The sequence below is a fragment of the Microvirga massiliensis genome (genome assembly GCF_001006805.1).
In the GTDB taxonomy this organism is placed as follows: Bacteria; Pseudomonadota; Alphaproteobacteria; order Rhizobiales; family Beijerinckiaceae; genus Microvirga; species Microvirga massiliensis.
The window spans coordinates 192,378-211,021 of sequence record NZ_LN811351.1; the positions used below are offsets into that span (position 1 = coordinate 192,378).

The window sequence follows — 18,644 nt, forward strand, 5'->3', positions numbered from 1 at the left end:
AGCCGGCGGGGAAAAAAGAACGCACCGCGGACCGCCTCCGCAACCCAGTCTGCCGACCATCCGATCCCAACTGCTCGATCAGCTCGCGCACGCCATGCATCTGCGATGTCCGGTCTGCCGAGCCCGCTTCACCCTTGGCTCCTTCAGCAAAGTGCCAAAGTAGTGCTAGGAAGGCTGCTCTGCCGCTGGCCTGTTGACTGCAGTCAGCACATTGCCAGCAGCGACCAGGCACAATGCTGCGGCACCTCGTTCTGATGCCGTCGGTCCGATCGACCCGGGAGCTTCCAATTGCGCTCTGCTCTTGCGTTGGGATGGCGGTAGCGTAAGCAGCCGCACCGTGAGTCGACATGAAACATCCTTCGATAGCGGATACGTTCAGCGACCCTGCTAAAAGAAAGACGCTGCTTCCGACAGCAATTCACTTGCCCGAAATTCTTCCGAACAGGGCGTCGCTAACTTGCCCTGAGCCTTGCAGCTACTTTCGGGAGAAGATCTAACTCGCTTGACAGCGGGTTTTCTTTGGGCGCCCGCTCGGAGCGGCCCATCCGCAGGACAAACCCTAAGGATGGAAACCCGGCTCACGCTCCGATTAAACCGGATGACAAGGTGCCCTGGCGGAACTTCACGTCCCGGGCCTCAGCCCTTTGCCGCGAGTGGCCCGGCCGGACGGGATCCTCCGGGGAGATCATACTCATCGTGAATATCCCTGTTCGTATAATCGGGCAGCATCATCGTCGCGGCAATCGAGACGAGTCCGCAGATAAAGATATAGGCCGCGATCGCATAGCCTGAGCGAAAATGCGCAAAAAGCGCCGTGGCGATCAACGGTGCCGGCCCACCTGCGATCACTGAGGCGAGTTGATAGCCCAACGACGCGCCGCTGTATCGGAGTCGCGCCGTAAAACATTCCGCGATCAGGGCAGCCTGAGGCCCATACATCATGTCGTGCGGAATGAGGGACAGGACGATGGCCAGGAAAATCCAGCCGGATACGGCCGTATCGAGCATCGCGAAATAGAGGAATCCGAACACCGTCGTGACTCCGGCGCCGAGTAGATACATCCGTTTCCGGCCAATCCGGTCGGACAGATGCCCCGAATAGGGAATCGTGAAGAAGGACAGCACGGATGCGCTCAGCACGGCGACGAGAATGAGCGTGCGCGACGTTCCCAGAACCGTGGTTCCGTATGTGAACACGAATGCCGTGAATATGTAGAAAGGCGCCTGCTCGGCCATGCGTGCCAGGGCCGTGAGAATGATCTCTCTGGGTTGGCGCCTGATCACTTCGATGGTCGGGGCCTGCTCGATCTTGTTCTCGGCGACGAGCCGCGCAAATGTCGGAGTCTCGAGGATTCCGAGTCGGATGTACAGCCCGATTCCGACGAGGATGATGCTCAGGACGAACGGCACGCGCCAGCCCCATACAGCAAACTGGTCGCCCGAGATCTCGCTGAACACCAGAACTGCCAAGTTAGCCAGAAACAGCCCGGCCGGCACACCGAATTGCGGCCATGACGCGATAAAGCCGCGATGCGTGTTGGTACGGGCCCATTCCATCGACAGCAGCACCGACCCGCCCCATTCGCCCCCGACGCCGACACCCTGGAGAAAGCGAAGCACGGTAAGGAGCACGGCTCCCCAGATCCCGATCTGCTCGTAGGTCGGGACAAAGGCGACCAGGAACGTAGCGACTCCCATGAGCAGCAGCGTCGCGATCAGAGCCGCCTTCCGGCCGATGCGGTCGCCATAATGGCCGAAGATCGCCGCACCGACGGGGCGCGCTGCAAACCCGACCGCGTAGATCCCGAATGCATCCAATGTGCCGACCAGTGGATCGGATCTCGGAAAATACAGCTTGGCGAACACGAGCCCGGTCACCGTGCTGTACAGGAAGAAATCGTACCACTCGATGGTGGTCCCGATCGTGCTGGCCACGACGGCGCGGCGCAGCTGTGTCCTATGCTCTGTCTCGGACAGGGAATGTAGGGCAGTCCCGGGGAGCGCCATGTCGTCGACTCCGCTCACCCCAGCTGTAGAGATTTTACGCTCACGCCGGCCATCGTGCAATGAACCTCTGGAAGAGCTGCTACGCTGTTGGCTCGCTCTGTCCCGGTGGCCGCAGAGACGCGCGCACCTGGTCCTTTTCTCCTCACCGACTTGTGTATGGCGAGTGGTGTCTTTGAGGCGCACGGTTCTAGCGATTGGATCCAGCACGCGACGTGACCGGACCCGGTAAGTGCTGACTGCTCGCCCGGCGAGCACCGTGGATGCTCACGCGGACCTATTTACGCTCAGCAGCTCGCAGGACCGGGATGTATCGCAGTGCAGCGTGACTGGAGATGGCGATGGTTCTGCCAAGTGCAGTAACGTTTGCCACGTGATCCGCATCATCCGCATCCGGGGGCTCGCGTGACGGAAGTCCGTCACGCCCGGAGGACATGATCATGAACTTCGCATTACGAACTTTGAAAGGCCCGAGGGCCTGGCTGGTCGCTGTCGCGCTCGGCATCGGTGTGGTCTCACTCACGGTACCGGCCGAGGCCCGCATGGGCGGGTTTGGCGGCGGTTTCGGGGGCTTCCACGGCGGCATGGGGGGCTTCGGTGGCCTGCACCCCGGCATGGGCGGGCTCGGCGGCTTCAGCGGCGGAATGGGCGGGTTCGGCGGCTTCCAGAGAGGCACGAGCGCAATGAGCGGCTTCCCGGGCAGCATGGGCGCAGTGAGCGGCTTTCACCGTCCTGTCGTAGTCGCGAATCCCGGCTTCGCAAATTCCGGCTTCGCGAGCCGCGCGTTCCTCGCCAACCGGGCAGCTTTCGTGGATCGCCCGGCTTTCGTCGACAATCGCTTCGCCGTCAATCGTGCGGTCCTGGCCAATCGCCCCGCTTTCATCAACCGGTCGGCTTTCTTCGACCACCGGATCGCGGTGAACCATCCGTTAATTTTCCATCATCGACATCGGTTCAACAGCGCATTCGCAGCCGGACTCATCAGCGGCGCAGCTCTCGGATCATTCGGGTACGGTCCCTACGGATATGGGTATCCGTATTACGACACCGCGGCCTATGATCAGGGCTGCTACGTTGTCCGTCACCGAGTTCTGACCCGATGGGGCACTGCCGTGATCAGGGACGTGCTCGTTTGCAGCGACTACGCATGGTGAACGAGGAGGAGCAGGCGCGCGAGCAGGGTCGCAACGGCAACGCACCGGCTAGATCCGGCCTATAGATGCGGCGTGGATATGTCATGCTGCCGACGCTCCTATTTGAGCCGGGCGTGCAGATCTCACGTCGTGTTGGAGGCCGGAGAAGCCGAAGAACGAAAGCTTCCCAAGCCAATCGACGGAATGGCATCGCAACAGGGCGAGAAACGCGGGCTGGCAATCTGCCCAAGCGCGAAAGTGGCTCAATGCGCGGTGGTTTTTCGCAGCAGGAGGCCAACGCTGCAAGAAAGAGCTGCTTTACATGCTCACGGCCAGCGCACAATTGAAGACCTGAGCCGTCCGCGGTCGCCTCACCGCGACGGGTCTCCCTTCGAGAAGCGGTTCGCCGGCAGTGTAGTCGCTAACCCGTTCGCAAAACCCTTGGTCGCGCTCGCGTTCGAAGCCAGTGCCGCGGAGAACAGCGAATTGAGCTGGCCGCGATCGGTGCGTGGGATGTCGTGCATTGGCTCGCGTTTGGGAGCGACGGGCTGGGGTGCCGTTGCAGCAGGCGATGCTGCCGCGGCGTTCTTGACGGATGCGCCCGCGGTGCCGCGCGTACGCTCCGTCGGTGGAGCATCCCGTGTGGCCCGACGTGTGGGAGCTGGTTCCGGAACTGTCGGCTGAACGGTCGCAGACGCGCGCGGTGCCGGAAGAGCCGCCAAGGAGACGGGCGGCACGGCCGGACGCCGCGGAGGAAGCGGGTGCGCGATTCCAATCGAAGCGGCTTCAACCTTCGTCGGCAGGGTGGAGGCCAGGGCGATGACTGCGGCGCTCGTGGGACGGTTCGGTGGCGTCGGCGCAAAGGCCAGCGCACCGGTCGTCGCGACGTCCTCGGGGCGACGGGGCGGCATTGGCGCCAGAGCAACCTCACGTCTCGCCGAAGGTGATTCGGCGCGCTGCGGTTCGGCTCCGGGCTGCCAGAGCACCTGAGGCTCGCGGGCAGCCGGAGCCAAGGTGGACGTGCTCGCGAACCGTTGCGGAATGGGCCGGCTGGCAGTTTCGATCGACGATGCTTCCTCGACGGGCTCGATCTCCGGGGCCTGCCGGGGTGAGCGGCGCGCCAGCAGCGTCGGAGTGCGGCTGCGCCGGATTTCCTCGGCGTCTTCGTCCTCCTCGTCCCACCCGAACAAGGTCGCCCAGAAGCTCTTGCGGCGTGGCTGCGCATCGGGAAGCGGTCCGGCCTGCGCATAAGCGGTATATCCCGCAACGGTGCCGCCCCTCGCCAGGACTTCCGCGCGCGCCTCTTCGTAGCGCGGCAGAGGCTCTCCGTCGGCCGGGATGTGCACCGTCTTGCCGTCCGGGAACAGGCGGACGAGCTGGTCGCGAGTCATGCGGGGCCAGGCGCGCACGCTGCCGACATCGAGATGGATGAATGGTGTGTAGGATGACGGATAATAGCCGACGCCGCCATTCTGAAGCCGCATGCCCACCGCACGGATCCGTTCGATGGAAACATCCGGAAGATGAAAGTCCATTGCCTTGCCGAGCATGTGCTGGCTGTTTTTCGCGACGGCACTCGAGCGCCGTCTCAGCATGGCATTGGTTTGTGGTGAGCGGTACGCAGACACGACATGAACCGGCTCTCGGGAGCCGACTTCGCGATAGACGGCCCAGAGCGTGTCGAAGAGGCGGGGATCCATGCGCGTCGGCTCATCGCGGCGCCAGTCGCGCAGCAGCCAGTTGAGTTGCTCGAGGCCGCGTGCATCATATTGCCCGTTGCGACGGAACGTGACCGTCGCGAGCTCGCGCGTATGCGTGTGATAGATCGTCAGCGTGCGGGTGTCGCCGTTCGCGGCAGCATCCTGCGTTCCGTTCGCACACAGGACGGACACCGTGCAGACGGCGAGAAATCCGGTGGAGAATCGGCGAATGAACGCCGCCGCACGCCGCCGGCGCGCCGACTCGAGTACTTGCACTTTACGCGTCCCTGTCCCGGCGCCTGCCGCCGCGCTCTCTGGATCGTGTCGAGAGAGTTGCCGAAGACGGTTACCCTCGGGTTAAGTGCGCTCGCGTTTTTTGTGGAGATCGCGCGGATGCTTCGATACGCAATTCCGTAGCAAAGGCCACGAATTGCTCGGTAAGTGACTGACCTAAAAGGATGCCGGAGAAAATGGAAAAGCAGACATTCCCCCAGATCCATTCTATGACCGAGGCCGACCCAATGTTGACGTTCTAAGGAGTAGCAAGGTGACCCTGAGCCGGATCGCCCGGTCTGGCCCACGAACGTCGCCGTGCCCTGCAAGGCATGCAGCAAACTATCCGTGGGAATGGCCAGAAGAATTCTGATCAGGCGGCCCGCGTGCATCCCCTACGGACAACAGCGAAGACCGGAACCTTCGTGTCGAAACCCTTGATCGGCCTCAGCCCAAGCGCGACAATATTGCACTCGTTGGCATGAGCCGCCGCGGCCTCGTCGATGAGGATCTCTCCATTTTTGGCGGAAGCACAAAGCCTCGACGCCAAGTTCACCACGCTGCCGATTGCTGTGTAGTCGTAGCGCCCTTCATATCCGATCCGACCCACGGTCGCTTCGCCATACGCCAGACCAACTCCGAAGCCGATCTGGTGTCCGCGGGTGTTCCACTGCTCGATCAGCTCCTGGACAGCCGTTTGCATCACAACAGCCATGTCGATGGCCTTCGGGACCGGGTCGGGCACCGGAACGGGTGCATTCACGAGAATCATGAGCCCGTCACCGGAGAAGCTCGTGAGAGTCGCATGGTGCTGCGAGATGATCGCGCCGAGTGCCTCATGATACTCAGATAGAACCTGCATGACCTCCTCCGGCGACGCCCGAACCGAGAAGGCCGTAAAGCCCCGCAGGTCGCCAAAGACCGCCACGACATCCGTGCGCCGGCCTTCCAGCATGCCGTCCTCGCCCGCTCGGTCCACGAGCTCCGCCACCTGTGGCGCAAGGAAGCGCTTGAGCTTGGCAATCCGCTCCTGCCGCTCCTGCGATAGGGCGAGCCCCGCGGCCATGCTGTTGAAGCTCTCGGCCAAGTGCTGCAGTTCGTCCCCGGACCGGATTTCGATGCGATGGTCGAACTGACCCGCGCCAATCCGCTCGGTTCCCCGCTGCAGGATCCGGATCGGGCCGGTCATACGGCGCGCCAGCCCGAAAGCCAGGAGGGCTGCCAGTGCGCCGCCTCCGAGGAAGAGCCCCCCTGTCCGCCACAGGGCGGCGTAGATTGGCCCGAATGCTTCGGAGACGGGCTGCTCCACCAGAACCGTCCAGTCAACGCCGGGGACCGGGGCCGCCGCAGCGGCAATGGCCCGGTGCTGTGCATCCTCTCCCATGGCGGTGCGCCCACTCGCATCGACGACCGCATCCCGGATGGCCTGGAATGGGGCGAGGGTCGCATCATCCACACCGCGCAGGACGAGGCTAATGTCAGGGTGTGCAATCAGCCGGCCGGGCCTGTCGAGCACGAAGGCGTGGCCAGTTTCACCGACCTTAATGGCCGAGATGACGTCCCAGATGAGCTTGAGATTCACCTCCGCGACCACGACACCGACAGAGGGTCGATTGCCAGCTAGCGCAATGGTCAGGTACGGCTCGGAGCCCCGAACGTAGCTCACATCGCTGTACCAGAGATGGCTCCGGCGCGCGCCGACGACTGCCGGCTCAGAGGAGCGATCGGCCCGTGTTTCTATTCGATTGAGCCCGATGCGAGAGACGTAGAGCCGTTCCCGGCCGGACCCATCCACGAGCGTAAGGCTCACGATAGCGGGGACTTGGCGGAGCAGGCGCAGGGCGTCGATGCGCCGCCGCTCGTCAGGCTCCTCCGTCCACGGCAACTGGACCAGCCATCCGAGCTGGTCAGTGATACTGTCGAGGAAGCCCTGAATCCGTGAGGCGGCAGCCCGCGCTTCCACGCCCAGCAACTGGTCGAGCTGCATCCGCTGATCCCGGTAGCCGAAATACGCCTCGCTCAGCCCGTTCGCCGTGAGCGGCATCACCACGGCCAGGAAGAGCGCTAGAAAGTATTTCTGGAACAGCGATCCTCCGAGGGTGGCGCGGCGCTGTCTGATCATCGGACCTTCGATCTCCGAACAGGGCTTTGTCGGGCGAGTATGCGCATCCCTACGGGCATCCGGTAACTCGGGATCATGGTTCCCTGCGCATTCACCTTCGACACCACTGAACAGCGGCAGACCGGTCACAAGGCCGTTATTCGATCACCTCGTCGGCTTGCGCCAAGAGGGCCGTGGGGATCCCAAGACCGATGCTCCGGGCCGTCCTCAAATTCACGACTAGTTCGAAACTCTCAGGTCTCTCGACGGGAAGATCAGCCGGCTTGGCGCCCTGCAGGATACGCGCTGTGAGATACCCAACCCGCTGGACACTGTCAGTGAGGTTCGGGCCATAGGACATCAGACCGCCGGCTTGAGCGAATTCCGTCCAGCCTGAGACCGAGGGCATCCGGTTCGCGATCGCGTATTCGGCAATGAGCTTCCGGCTCTCCAGCATGACGCTGTCCGGCAAGAATATGAGTGCGTCGGGTGGAGTGTCGAACGATGCGATGACCTGGCGGACGTCGGCAAGGGTACGAGCCGGCATCCAATCGAGTTGCAGCCCTAGACCGCGGGCGGTCCGCTCGGACGTGAGGACTTCAAGCTCATACCCCGGATGCATGGGATCGCCCATCAGCACCACACGCTTCACCTGGGGGCCCGCCTCATGGAGCAGCTCGAGCCGCTTGGTGTTGAGCTCGGCTGCCATGAAGGTGACGCCTGTCAGGTTGCGGCCGGGCTGCGCCATGGCGCTGGTGAGGCCGGCGATGACCGGGTCGCCGCTGAACCCGTACACAACGGGGATGGTAGTGATATCCCGGACTCCGTAGATGGCACCGCCCTGCGTCGCGATCACGGCCGGTTTTGCAGCGACGACCTCGGCAACAACCGCTGCGAGCCGCTCGTTGCGATCACCTTCCGACGAACGGGCAAGAACATGCACATGCCGACCATCAAGAAAGCCCTGAGCGGCGAGGCCAGCCTTGAATGCCTTGAGATAACGGTCGACCTGTTCCAGAGGGTAGATCGAGAGCCACGCGACTGTCGGCACGGACTGAGCGGTAGACCTTTTTGCGGCCAAAGCTGCTGCGCCGGCCAGGAACGCACGTCGCGTCAGGCGTCCGGGTGAGCGCATGCCATCTCCCCATAGAAGCGGGGCCAATGAAAGTAAGCATAGCAGATTCCGACACAGCTGGCGCGGGGTCGGACGGGCGAACGGCTATGACCTCTTGGGGGATGTCCTCTGTGGCCCGGAGAGTTGGTTGTGTGAAGGTTTTCGGATGCCGGCCGCTCACGAACCATGCCGCGCCTTCCGGCGTCGGAGAACCTCCAAGGGAGGAACCTACTTGCGCCAGTGCGCTACCGCGAGAGCGGTTTAGGCCAATGGCAGAATCCGGAAAGAGATCGAACGTCCGTCTCTCGATGCAATTCAGTCATTCTCGAAGGACGGAAACTCGACTTCTCGTGGTTTTTCATATCAATGCCGCTTCGATGCGCGGCCGGATGTTCGGGCCGGCAGTCAGCCTGAATAACCGAGCGCCGCTTTCACCTTGCGATTGAGACCGTAGAGATCGTCGAACGTCCGCATCTGCCCGCCGGGTTCGATCGACACCGTGAAATAGGTGAGGTGCACCGGAAGCGGGTTCTTGAGGCGGATATGGCGTTCGCCCCGTCCGATCAGCTTGCGCAATTTCGCTTCGGTCCAGCCGCTCTCGGACTGGAGAATGAGTTCCGCGAGACGGAAGGGTTGATCGACCCGCACGCAGCCGTGGCTGAAGGCGCGGCGGTCGGTCGAGAACAGGCGTCGGCTCGGCGTGTCGTGAAGATACACGGCATGCTGGTTGGGGAACATGAACTTGATGAAGCCGAGCGCATTGCGCTCGCCGGGTGGTTGCTGGACGATGATGCGGTTGCCTCGGCGAATGACGCGGTAGCCGCGCCGCTCGGCGTAATCGGGATCTTCCGCAAGTCCGGGCAGGATCTCCTTGCGCACGATCGACGGCGGCACCGTCCAGGACGGGTTCACGACCAGGTATTCCATCGGGTCGGAAAAGATCGGCGTCTGGGTTTCGGTCTTTCCGACGATGACCTTCGCGTGATGAACGATACTGCCGTTATCGAATAGGCGCAGACGGAATTCCGGCACGTTGACGGCGATGTGCCGCGATCCGAGGTCCCGCGGGAGCCAGCGCCAGCGCTCCATATTGGCGACCAAATCCTCCTCGAGCCTGGCGGATGATGCCGCCCCTCCGAGAGCCGCGACCGTCTTCGGTGTCAGCGCGCCTGTCGCCGGGAGCCCTCTATCCCGCTGAAAAGCCGCCACCGCGGAGGCGACACGCTCGTCATAGGCGCGTTCGTCACCGTTTGCCTTTTCCAGGTTGAGGCGGGCCCTGATCAGTGGAACGCGCGAATCCCGCATTCCAATGCGCAGCGTTGGTCCCGGTGGAACACGCACCATCGCGGGTCCCGGTCGCATGGAGCGCAATTCCGCAAGGCGCTCCTTCAGCGCCCGATAGCCGGGATGCGGCGGATTGTAGGTCGACAAAGCGGCGCCGGCGTCACGGGCAGCCGCCAAAGCCTGGAGCACTTCCCCGGCATCGGGAAGCGAAAGCTTCGGTGTCACGAGAGACGAGAGCTTCGACGGCTCGATCCGGGCGCCGCGGGCGTCGCGCGCATAGCGGAGTGCGGCTGCGCTGATCCTGAGCTCTGTGTCGGCCCAATCCTCGACGGCCGCCCGGCGGCTCGGGAGCACGACGCTATAATCCGCAGGGTCCAGCCCGTCCTCCTCCGCGGCGCGCAACGTAGCCAGCACGCGTTGTCCGGCCACATTCACGGTGCCGTCCGCGATCCAGAGCGGCCGGTGCTCGCGAGCCGTATAGGCCTGCGCGAGGCCCTCACGCTCCGCAGGTCCGAGGCGGGCGACGCTCTCGGCCCCTGCTGCCAAGCGATTGCCGATGGCCCCCCGCAGGCGATCCTCGAAGGTGAGAATCACCGCGGCATCGGGAAGAGACGGAAGAGAGAGGCTGAAACCATCCTGCTGCCGGACGTCGGCGGTGGATCCGCGAAGCCCGTTGTCGTCCGGGCGTGAAGCCCCGTCGAGGGCCGGCGGGCCGCCGATCTGCGGAAGCTCCGGGAGAACGATGTCGGGCAACTCGCCGGACAGGACCGGAGCGGTCGACAGGCAAAGGGCCCAGGCAAGGCTCCAGCGGGTCAGAACCGCACGTGCAACAGGCATCGCCACTGCTCCATCAATCAGCTCGGATGTTCGCGCCAGCGTGTCGAGCCGCCGGTGCGCGAGCGCACCACCTTGAGCATAACGCGCGAAAGCTTAAGCAGCCTCACCGCGCTCCGAATTTTCTAGTCCGAGCTCCTTCAGCTTCCGGTAGAGGGTGGAGCGACCGATCCCCAACCGCCGCGAAACCGCGGACATGTGGCCGCGGTAGTGGAGGATCGCGAAACGGATGATCTCGCCCTCCAGCTCGCTCAGCGAGCGGAGGTCTCCGGAAGAATCGAGGAGCGGCAGGGAATCCGGATCCTGCCAGGGCGCCTCCTTCGGCTCACCCACGGGTGGAAGAGGCGCCGGCGCGGGAGCTGGCGGGATGATGATCGGCTCACCCTCGACTCTCGCGGCAATCTGGGGAAGTTCGGCCGGGCCGATTTCGTCCCCCTCTGCGAGGGCGACGGCGCGAAAAACGGCGTTCTCGAGCTGGCGGGTATTGCCCGGCCAATCGTAGCTCAGAAGAAGCCTGACGGCCTCCGGCGCAAAGCCGCGAACCGGTTTCGCCTCCTCGCGGGCAAAGGCGCGCAGGAACAGATCGGCCAGGAGCGGGATCTCGGGCCGGCGGGCTCTCAGGGGCGGAATTGCGATCGGCAGCACCTGCAGCCGGTAATAGAGATCCTCGCGGAAGCTCCCGAGCCGCACCCGGTCGGCGAGAGACGCGGTTGCGGTCGCGATAACGCGTGCGGCCGGGCGGCCTCCCCGGCGGCCGATCGTGGTATCGGGTTCGCCCTGCAGGATCCGGAGCAGCTCGCCCTGTGCGACGAGATCGAGGGTCTCGGCTCTGTCGACGAGAAGGGTCCCGCCGGGTGGCGGATCGTCCGGGTAGCGCCGCAAAGGCCGCTCCCGGCGGTCGCTCGCGAGGTGGATGGCGCGCGCGAGAGCCGCCATTTCTGTCCCGGGCTCCGATTCGATCAGCACGGCAGCGCTCGACCGGGCTGCCCGGGCGGCGAGCCGCGCTCTCCTGAACCGCTCCACAGAAAGGCCCGAGTCCCCGGTATCCAGGCGTACGGATTTGATCTCCTCCAGGAAAAGCTGGGTCAGGGGCATGGTTTCGGCTGATCGTCGACGGGTCGGAAGGGCCGCGATGCTGGTCGAGGAACGGTAAATCGGGCCTTAACGGAGGACCCGGCATCCCCCGTGATCGCGATTGGAGCGAGGCGACGACGGGGAAGAGCCGCGTGTCCGGCGCTCTCGGCGGGTTGATGGCGAGCGGCAAGGGACAATATCTGGCATTGTGCTCGCGCCTGTGCATAAGCCGTCCCGTGGACCCTTTTTCGAGAGCCCTTGATGGACCAAATCGCTCGCGAACCTTCCGCCAGCCCCGCCGTGAACGAACTCGGCTCTCTCCCCGAGTGGGACCTCTCCCATCTCTATCCTGGTATCGAGAGCGATGCCTTCCGTAAGGACCTCGCGCAGGCAGAAGGCGAGTGCAAGGCGATCGCCGATACCTACAGGGGCAAGCTCGCCGAGATCGCATCCGGCCCGGAGGCGCCGCAGGTTCTGACGGACGCGATCAAGCGTTACGAGGCCATCGAGGATCTTCTCGGGCGTCTCATGTCCTATGCGGGGCTGGTCTATTCGGGCGACACGACCGATCCCGTGCGCGCGAAATTCTATGGCGATACGCAGGAACGGCTGACCGCCGCATCGAGCGAGCTCCTTTTCTTCACGCTCGAACTCAACCGGATCGATGATGCGATCATCGACAGGATCGCGGCCACCTCGCCGCTCGACCATTACCGCCCCTGGATCGAGGATCTCCGGAAGGACAAGCCGTATCAGCTCGAAGACCGCCTCGAGCAGCTCTTTCACGAGAAATCGGTGACCGGGCGCTCCGCATGGAACAGGCTGTTTGACGAGACGATCGCATCGTTGCGGTTCACCGTCCGGGGCGAGGAGCTGGCGATCGAGCCGACCCTGAACAAGCTGCAGGATTCCGACGAGGCAGTCCGCCGCGAGGCCGCCGAGGCGCTCGGGCGCACCTTCAAGGCGAATTTGCGTACCTTCACGTTGATCACGAACACGCTGGCGAAAGACAAGGAAATCTCGGACCGCTGGCGCGGATTCGAGGATGTCGCGGATTCACGGCACCTCGCGAACCGCGTCGAACGCGAGGTCGTCGAGGCCTTGGTCGAGGCAGTGCGGGATGCCTACCCGCGCCTGTCGCATCGCTACTACGCCCTGAAGGCGCGCTGGTTCGGCAAGGAAAAGCTCGATTACTGGGACCGCAACGCGCCGCTTCCCAAGGTCGATCATCGCACGATTCCCTGGACGGAGGCGCGTGACACCGTGCTCGCGGCCTATGCGGCCTTCGCGCCCCGAATGGCGGATATCGCGCAGCGCTTCTTCGACGAGCGCTGGATCGATGCCCCCACGCGCCCCGGCAAGGCGCCCGGCGCCTTCGCCCATCCGACCGTTCCCTCGGCGCACCCTTATGTGCTCCTGAACTATCAGGGCAAGCCGCGGGACGTGATGACCCTCGCGCACGAGCTCGGGCACGGCGTGCACCAGGTCCTCGCCGCACCGAACGGCGCCCTCATGGCACCGACGCCGCTGACGCTCGCCGAAACCGCCAGCGTGTTCGGCGAGATGCTGACGTTCCGCCGCCTGCTCGACCGCACCGCCGACAGGGTGCAGCGCAAGGCGATGCTCGCCGCAAAGGTCGAGGACATGATCAACACGGTCGTGCGCCAGATCGCGTTCTATACCTTCGAACGGAAAGTGCATGTCGAACGCCGCAACGGGGAGCTGACATCCGATCAGCTCTGCGAGCTCTGGATGTCGGTCCAGGCGGAAAGCCTCGGACCGGCCATCCGCCTCGATTCGGGATACGAGGCCTTCTGGACCTATATCCCGCACTTCATCCACTCGCCCTTCTATGTCTACGCCTATGCGTTCGGCGACTGCCTCGTGAACTCCCTCTACGGCGTGTACGAGCGCTCGAACGAGGGCTTCACGGATCGCTACTTCGCCTTGCTGTCGGCGGGGGGCACGAAGCCCTATTCGGAACTTCTCGCGCCGTTCGGCCTCGATGCGAAGGATCCCTCATTCTGGCAGATCGGCCTGTCGATGATCGCGCGGCTGATCGATGAGCTCGAGGCCATGGAGGCGCAGGGCTGACAGGGCGGCGGGCGATACGAGCGGTCCGCGTCTCGTCTTTGATGCCCCGACGAACCATGCGGCTGTCCAGGAGAGGGCTTTGAGCGACAATCCCTATGACGTGCTGGGCGTGAAGGTGGGCGCCTCCGCGGAGGAGATCCAGAAGGCCTATCGGCGTCTCGCCAAGAAGTTTCATCCCGATCTCAACCCCGGCAACAAGGAGGCCGAGGAGAAGTTCAAGAGCGTGTCGGCGGCCTATGACATTCTCGGCGATCCCGAGAAGCGGGCGCGCTTCGACCGTGGCGAGATCGACGCGTCCGGCGCCGAGCGGCCGGCGCAACGATTCTACCGCGACTTCACCGGCGCAGGAGCCGAGCACCCCTATGCCTCCAGCGCGGGATTCGAGGATTTCGTGGATGCCGACGACATCCTGTCCGAACTGCTGCGGAGGGGAGGGCGGACGAATGTCCGCATGCGCGGCCCGGATGCGCACTATCGGCTGCCGATCGACTTCCTCGAGGCCGTGAACGGAGCCACCAAGCGGGTCACGCTGCCGGACGGCGCAACGCTCGACGTCACCGTCCCGGCCGGCGCCAGGGATGGGCAGACCCTGAGGCTTCGCGGCAAGGGCGGGCCCGGATACGGCGGCGGCCCGGCCGGCGACGCCCTGGTCGAGCTGGAGGTGCGGCCCCACCGCCTGTTCAAGCTCGATGGCGACGATATTCGGCTCGATCTGCCGATTTCGCTCACCGAGGCCGTGCTGGGCGGCAAGGTCGAGGTGCCGACGCCCACCGGTCCGGTCACCATGACTATCCCGAAGGGCTCGAACACCGGGAGGGTGATGCGCCTGCGCGGAAAAGGTGTGCCGCGTCCGGATCAAAGCCGCGGGGACATGTATGTCAGGCTGCAGGTCGTCCTGCCAGAAAGCGATCCGGAGCTCGAAGCCTTCGTCAAGAGCTGGAGCGCGGGGCAGGCCCACAACCCACGGCAACGCATGGAGGCTTGAATGTGGAGCCGGGAGGAGTTCTGCCTGCGTGCCGGAATCGCGCAGACGACCCTGCAGGTCTGGGTCGAGGAGGGATGGCTCGCGCCGCGCGAGGGCGATGCCGACCTGCTCCTGTCGGAGGTCGATCTCGCCCGCGCGAGGCTCATTCGCGATCTGCGGGAGAGCATCGGCGTGAACGACGAGGGCGTTGGCGTCATCCTCAACCTGCTCGACCAGGTGCATGGCCTCAGGGCGGCTCTCTTCGATCTGCGCAGGCAGCTCGGTGGGGTAGCCCCGACGAGCAAGGAATAGGGCTGCTTCCCCGACCTGACCGGTCCGTAGCGGCTCCGCGACCCGCCGCCGCTCTGGCGGCGGGATTCCGAGACCTTACTGTGTGCCTTGGCGCGAGGCAATCATCCCGCCGACCTTCCGCTGGCGCGCCGGTCCGGCACCCCATCTGCAACACGGCGCGAGGCGACGACAGTTCCATGACCGACGATAGGGAGGCGAACCGGTTCTCGGCTCGGGCCGCGCGTTATGCCCGGGTTGGCGCTCATGTCGGAGGTGCCGCGGCCCGTATCGCGGGATCCCGGTTCCTGGGTCGGGATACGCGCGACGCATCGAATGCGGCCATGCTCGCGCAGGCCCTCGGCGGCCTGAAGGGCCCGATCATGAAGGTCGCGCAGTTGCTCGCGACCATCCCGGACGTGCTGCCTCCCGAATACGCGCAGGAGCTCCAAAAGCTCCAGAGCGAGGCACCCCCTATGGGCGCCGCTTTCGTGAAGCGCCGCATGCAGGCGGAACTCGGCCCCGACTGGCAGAGCCGATTCGGCTCGTTCGATCTGAAGCCTGCGGCTGCGGCCTCCCTGGGCCAGGTTCACCGCGCCACGAGCCGGGACGGCGCGCCGCTCGCCTGCAAGCTGCAATACCCGGACATGCAATCGGCCGTCGAAGCCGATCTTCGCCAGCTCGAACTCGTCTTCGCCGTTCACCGGCGCATGGATCCGGCCATCGACACCCGGGAGATCTCGAAGGAAATCGGGGCACGGGTCCGTGAGGAGCTCGACTACGCACGCGAGGCCCGTCACATCGCGCTCTATCAGGGAGCCCTGAAGGGCATTCCCGAGGTGCGCGTGCCCGGCGTGCATCGCGATCTGTCAACCCGCCGCCTTCTCACCATGGATTGGCTCGAGGGCGAGAAGATTCTCGGATTCCGTGAAGCGCCGACGGAGATCCGCAATCGCCTCGCGATTGCGATGTTCAAGGCATGGTGGCACCCGTTCAGCCAGAACGCCGTGATCCACGGAGACCCGCATCTCGGCAACTACACGGTGTTCACCGAGGGTGGTGAGCCGCGCGGAATCAATCTCCTGGATTACGGCTGCATCCGAATCTTCCATCCGAGTTTCGTCGGCGGTGTCGTCGATCTCTATTACGGTCTCCTTCACGACGACCGGGACCGGATCGTGCACGCCTACGAGACCTGGGGTTTCCGGCGGCTCTCGAAGGAGCTGATCGACATCCTCAATATCTGGGCACGTTTCATCTACGGCCCACTCCTCGATGACCGCACGCGCACGGTGGCGGATGGGGTTGCCCCCGCTGAATATGGAAGACGCCAGGCCTTCCAGGTGCATCGGGCTCTGAAGGAAAAAGGCCCCGTGACCGTGCCGCAGGAATTCGTGTTCATGGATCGCGCAGCCGTTGGCCTTGGCGCAGTGTTCCTGCATCTCAGAGCGGAACTGAATTATCACCGGCTTTTCGAAGCGGAGATCGAGCGCTTCTCGCTGGATCAGCTGGCGGAACGGCAACGCGATGCGCTCACCGCGGCGGGCCTGCCGCTGCCGATCGAGCAACGCAGTGCTTCAACGGGCGCGCGGCGATAACGCGCGGCATACACGCTTCCTGACGTACGGAAACAATCACACGTTGCACGCGCGACTTCGGAGAGCGCAGTGACTCACCCCTCATTCGGACGCTTTGCGTCCGACCTCTCCAACAAGGGACGAGGTGAGGACAGCGCAGCCGAACATCATTTTTGGGTTCGTTCTGCCAAATTGGGGCGACTTCGGCCTTAATGGGCGAAGCGTCCGGGTAAGTGTGGCAGCGCCGACCTTGCAAGGGCAGCATAACACTGTCGCGTGTCGATCACTAAATCCGCCAAAGCCTGCACGGAATTCCATTTCAGTTCCACATCTCTGCCTGCTCCGAGGCAAGCGTCATCCCGATCACCCGTTGCAGCCGTGCATAACTCCCATCATAGGAGCAGGCAGAGGCTGAAGGCATGAAGATCGTTTTCGTCCACCAGAACTTCCCGGGGCAATTCGGACGACTCGCTTCGATCTTCGCGGCGGAAGGACACCAGGTTTTTGCTCTCGGTACGGTCAAGACCCCCAGGATTCCAGGCGTCTCGTATCACGCTTACGAGCCGGTGCCTGGTCCGGACCCCGCCGGGTACGAGAACCGCTTCAATCCGGTCACCGCGCATCTGCGTCGGGCCTATGGCGTCGCTCACCTTGCACGCAGGCTGAAAGAGGGGGGGCTCGAGCCGGACCTCGTCGTCGTGAACACGGGCTGGGGCGAGAGCCTGTTCCTCAAGGACGTCTGGCCGAATGCGCGCCACGTCGCCTATTTCGAATACTACTACGCCGCGAAGGGCCAGGACGTCGATTTCGATCCCGAGTTTCCGATCCGGAACGAGGAGACGATCTGGAGGCTGCGCCTGCGCAATGCGATGCAGCTCGCAGCTTTCGATGTTGCTGATGCCGCCGTGACGCCGACCCGCTTCCAACGGGATACCTTTCCGGCCTATCTGCGGGACCGCATCGCCATCATCCACGATGGGATCGATATCCAGGCGCTGCAACCCGACCCCGGCGCGGCCATGCGAGTCGGCGAGAATGGTCCGCATCTCAGTCGCGCGGAGCCCGTCGTCACCTACGCGACCCGGCATATCGAACCCATGCGCGGCAGCCATGTGGTGTTTCGCGCGCTTCCGGGACTGCTCGACCTCGATCCTCGCCTCCGGGTCGTCATCATCGGCGGCAACTCCGTGAGCTACTCCGCGAGACCTCCTGAAGGGACCACATGGTCGGATGTCTTCCGGTCGCGCATTGCTGGGCCTGTCGACTGGACGCGCGTCCATTTCGCCGGACAGCTGCCATACCCGCAGTTCATCCGGGTCCTGCAACTCTCCGCAGTGCATCTTTATCTCACCTATCCTTTCGTGTTGTCATGGTCGTTGATCGAAGCCATGGCGCTGGAGTGCAGGATCGTCGCCTCCGCGACGCCGCCCGTGGAGGAGGTGATCCGGCCGCACGAGACCGGCTTGCTGTTTCCGTTTTTCGACGAGAAGGAACTTGTGGCCCAAGTCCATCGCGTCCTGCAGAATCCCGGCGAGGCCGCCGCCATGGCGCGCAGAGCACGTGTTGCCGCCGTGGAGCGATTCGATTTCCGGACGGCGACGTTGCCGCGCTGGCGGGAGTTCCTCGGCGTGCCCGCAGCACGTAGTGGATGAGCCGGCATTGGGGCGATCGCGCGTGCAGACGGGTGCGTTACGTTACTCAACCTCGTAACGTTATCTCGTTTCCTGTGGTCGACATTGTGCCACAAACGTTGCGGCCGGTGGCCGCATAAGCTAAAGGCGGCTCAACGAACCAATGTGGAAGCAAGGCATGGATATGGCCGACACGAAGCATGCGCCGCATATGGGCTACGGTCCAGACATGGATGCGCGCGCACATGAAAGGACCTATCGCGGGTTCATCCGATTCGCTGAAATCGGAGGAGCTGTCGTCATTTGTCATGTACTGGCGCTCGCCGTAGGCGGGGCCAAGCACGCTTGGCTGTCTGCCATCTTCGGCGTCGTGCTCTCGATTGCCGCAGGGGCGGTCGGGGCGATGGCTCCGTCGATCGGCTGGCGCGCGCCGGCGGCCGTCGCGGTGCTCCTCATCCTGATGTTGATTCTCTACTAGACCTTATAGCCACGCTTTGGTCTTCGACGGGCCGCAGGGCTGAATCTGCGGAATGGCGAGGGGTGCCAGAATTGGGGGTTGCATGCGGATTTCTG

13 protein-coding genes are annotated in these 18,644 nt (G+C 64.1%); 7 read left to right on the forward strand and 6 right to left on the reverse strand.

Annotated features, from left to right (window positions below; translation table 11 throughout):
• Positions 1–636: 636 nt before the first annotated feature.
• Positions 637–2,007: an MFS transporter gene (locus BN1233_RS06055; protein ID WP_046862655.1), complete on the reverse strand. Its 1,371-nt coding sequence runs from the start codon at positions 2,005–2,007 to the stop codon at positions 637–639.
• Between the two features lie 437 nt (positions 2,008–2,444).
• Here BN1233_RS06055 and BN1233_RS46640 point away from each other — a divergent pair, with 437 nt between their 5' ends.
• Positions 2,445–3,158 (forward strand): hypothetical protein, encoded by a 714-nt coding sequence (locus tag BN1233_RS46640; protein ID WP_147707007.1) that lies wholly within the window; start codon positions 2,445–2,447, stop codon positions 3,156–3,158.
• 350 nt (positions 3,159–3,508) lie between these two features.
• On the opposite strand, the gene BN1233_RS44445 is transcribed toward BN1233_RS46640, so the two are convergent.
• From BN1233_RS44445 to BN1233_RS06085, 5 genes are all read right to left on the reverse strand, one after another.
• Positions 3,509–5,113 (reverse strand): peptidoglycan L,D-endopeptidase MepK, encoded by a 1,605-nt coding sequence (locus BN1233_RS44445; RefSeq protein ID WP_074078256.1) that lies wholly within the window; start codon positions 5,111–5,113, stop codon positions 3,509–3,511.
• 370 nt (positions 5,114–5,483) lie between these two features.
• Positions 5,484–7,232 (reverse strand): adenylate/guanylate cyclase domain-containing protein, encoded by a 1,749-nt coding sequence (locus BN1233_RS06070; RefSeq protein WP_046862656.1) that lies wholly within the window; start codon positions 7,230–7,232, stop codon positions 5,484–5,486.
• 136 nt (positions 7,233–7,368) lie between these two features.
• The gene (locus BN1233_RS06075) at positions 7,369–8,346 is read right to left on the reverse strand and encodes an ABC transporter substrate-binding protein (protein WP_046862657.1); all 978 of its coding nucleotides are present in this window, start codon (positions 8,344–8,346) and stop codon (positions 7,369–7,371) included.
• Positions 8,347–8,730: 384 nt separating this feature from the next.
• Positions 8,731–10,446 carry a L,D-transpeptidase family protein gene (locus tag BN1233_RS06080; RefSeq protein ID WP_046862658.1) on the reverse strand — a complete coding sequence of 572 codons (1,716 nt, stop codon included), beginning with the start codon at positions 10,444–10,446 and terminating at the stop codon, positions 8,731–8,733.
• 93 nt (positions 10,447–10,539) lie between these two features.
• A complete protein-coding gene (locus BN1233_RS06085; protein WP_052763713.1) occupies positions 10,540–11,538 on the reverse strand; it encodes an AAA-type ATPase lid domain-containing protein in 999 nt (332 codons plus the stop codon).
• A 240-nt stretch (positions 11,539–11,778) separates the two neighbouring features.
• On the opposite strand from BN1233_RS06085, the gene BN1233_RS06090 reads away from it, so the two are divergent.
• The 6 genes from BN1233_RS06090 to BN1233_RS06115 all read left to right on the forward strand — a co-directional run bounded on the left by BN1233_RS06090 (position 11,779) and on the right by BN1233_RS06115 (position 18,549).
• Complete coding sequence (locus tag BN1233_RS06090; RefSeq protein ID WP_046862659.1) at positions 11,779–13,611, forward strand: M3 family oligoendopeptidase; 1,833 nt, start codon at positions 11,779–11,781, stop codon at positions 13,609–13,611.
• Positions 13,612–13,690: 79 nt separating this feature from the next.
• Positions 13,691–14,596, forward strand: a complete 906-nt coding sequence (locus BN1233_RS06095; RefSeq protein ID WP_046862660.1) for a DnaJ C-terminal domain-containing protein — start codon at positions 13,691–13,693, stop codon at positions 14,594–14,596.
• Positions 14,597–14,887 carry a chaperone modulator CbpM gene (locus BN1233_RS06100; protein WP_046862661.1) on the forward strand — a complete coding sequence of 97 codons (291 nt, stop codon included), beginning with the start codon at positions 14,597–14,599 and terminating at the stop codon, positions 14,885–14,887. It begins immediately after the preceding gene.
• A 176-nt stretch (positions 14,888–15,063) separates the two neighbouring features.
• Positions 15,064–16,461 (forward strand): ABC1 kinase family protein, encoded by a 1,398-nt coding sequence (locus BN1233_RS06105; RefSeq protein ID WP_046862662.1) that lies wholly within the window; start codon positions 15,064–15,066, stop codon positions 16,459–16,461.
• Positions 16,462–16,859: 398 nt separating this feature from the next.
• Positions 16,860–18,092, forward strand: coding sequence for a glycosyltransferase (locus BN1233_RS06110; RefSeq protein WP_046862663.1), 1,233 nt, complete (start codon positions 16,860–16,862; stop codon positions 18,090–18,092).
• A 163-nt stretch (positions 18,093–18,255) separates the two neighbouring features.
• The gene (locus BN1233_RS06115) at positions 18,256–18,549 is read left to right on the forward strand and encodes an aa3-type cytochrome c oxidase subunit IV (RefSeq protein ID WP_046863127.1); all 294 of its coding nucleotides are present in this window, start codon (positions 18,256–18,258) and stop codon (positions 18,547–18,549) included.
• The last annotated feature ends 95 nt before the right edge of the window (positions 18,550–18,644 follow it).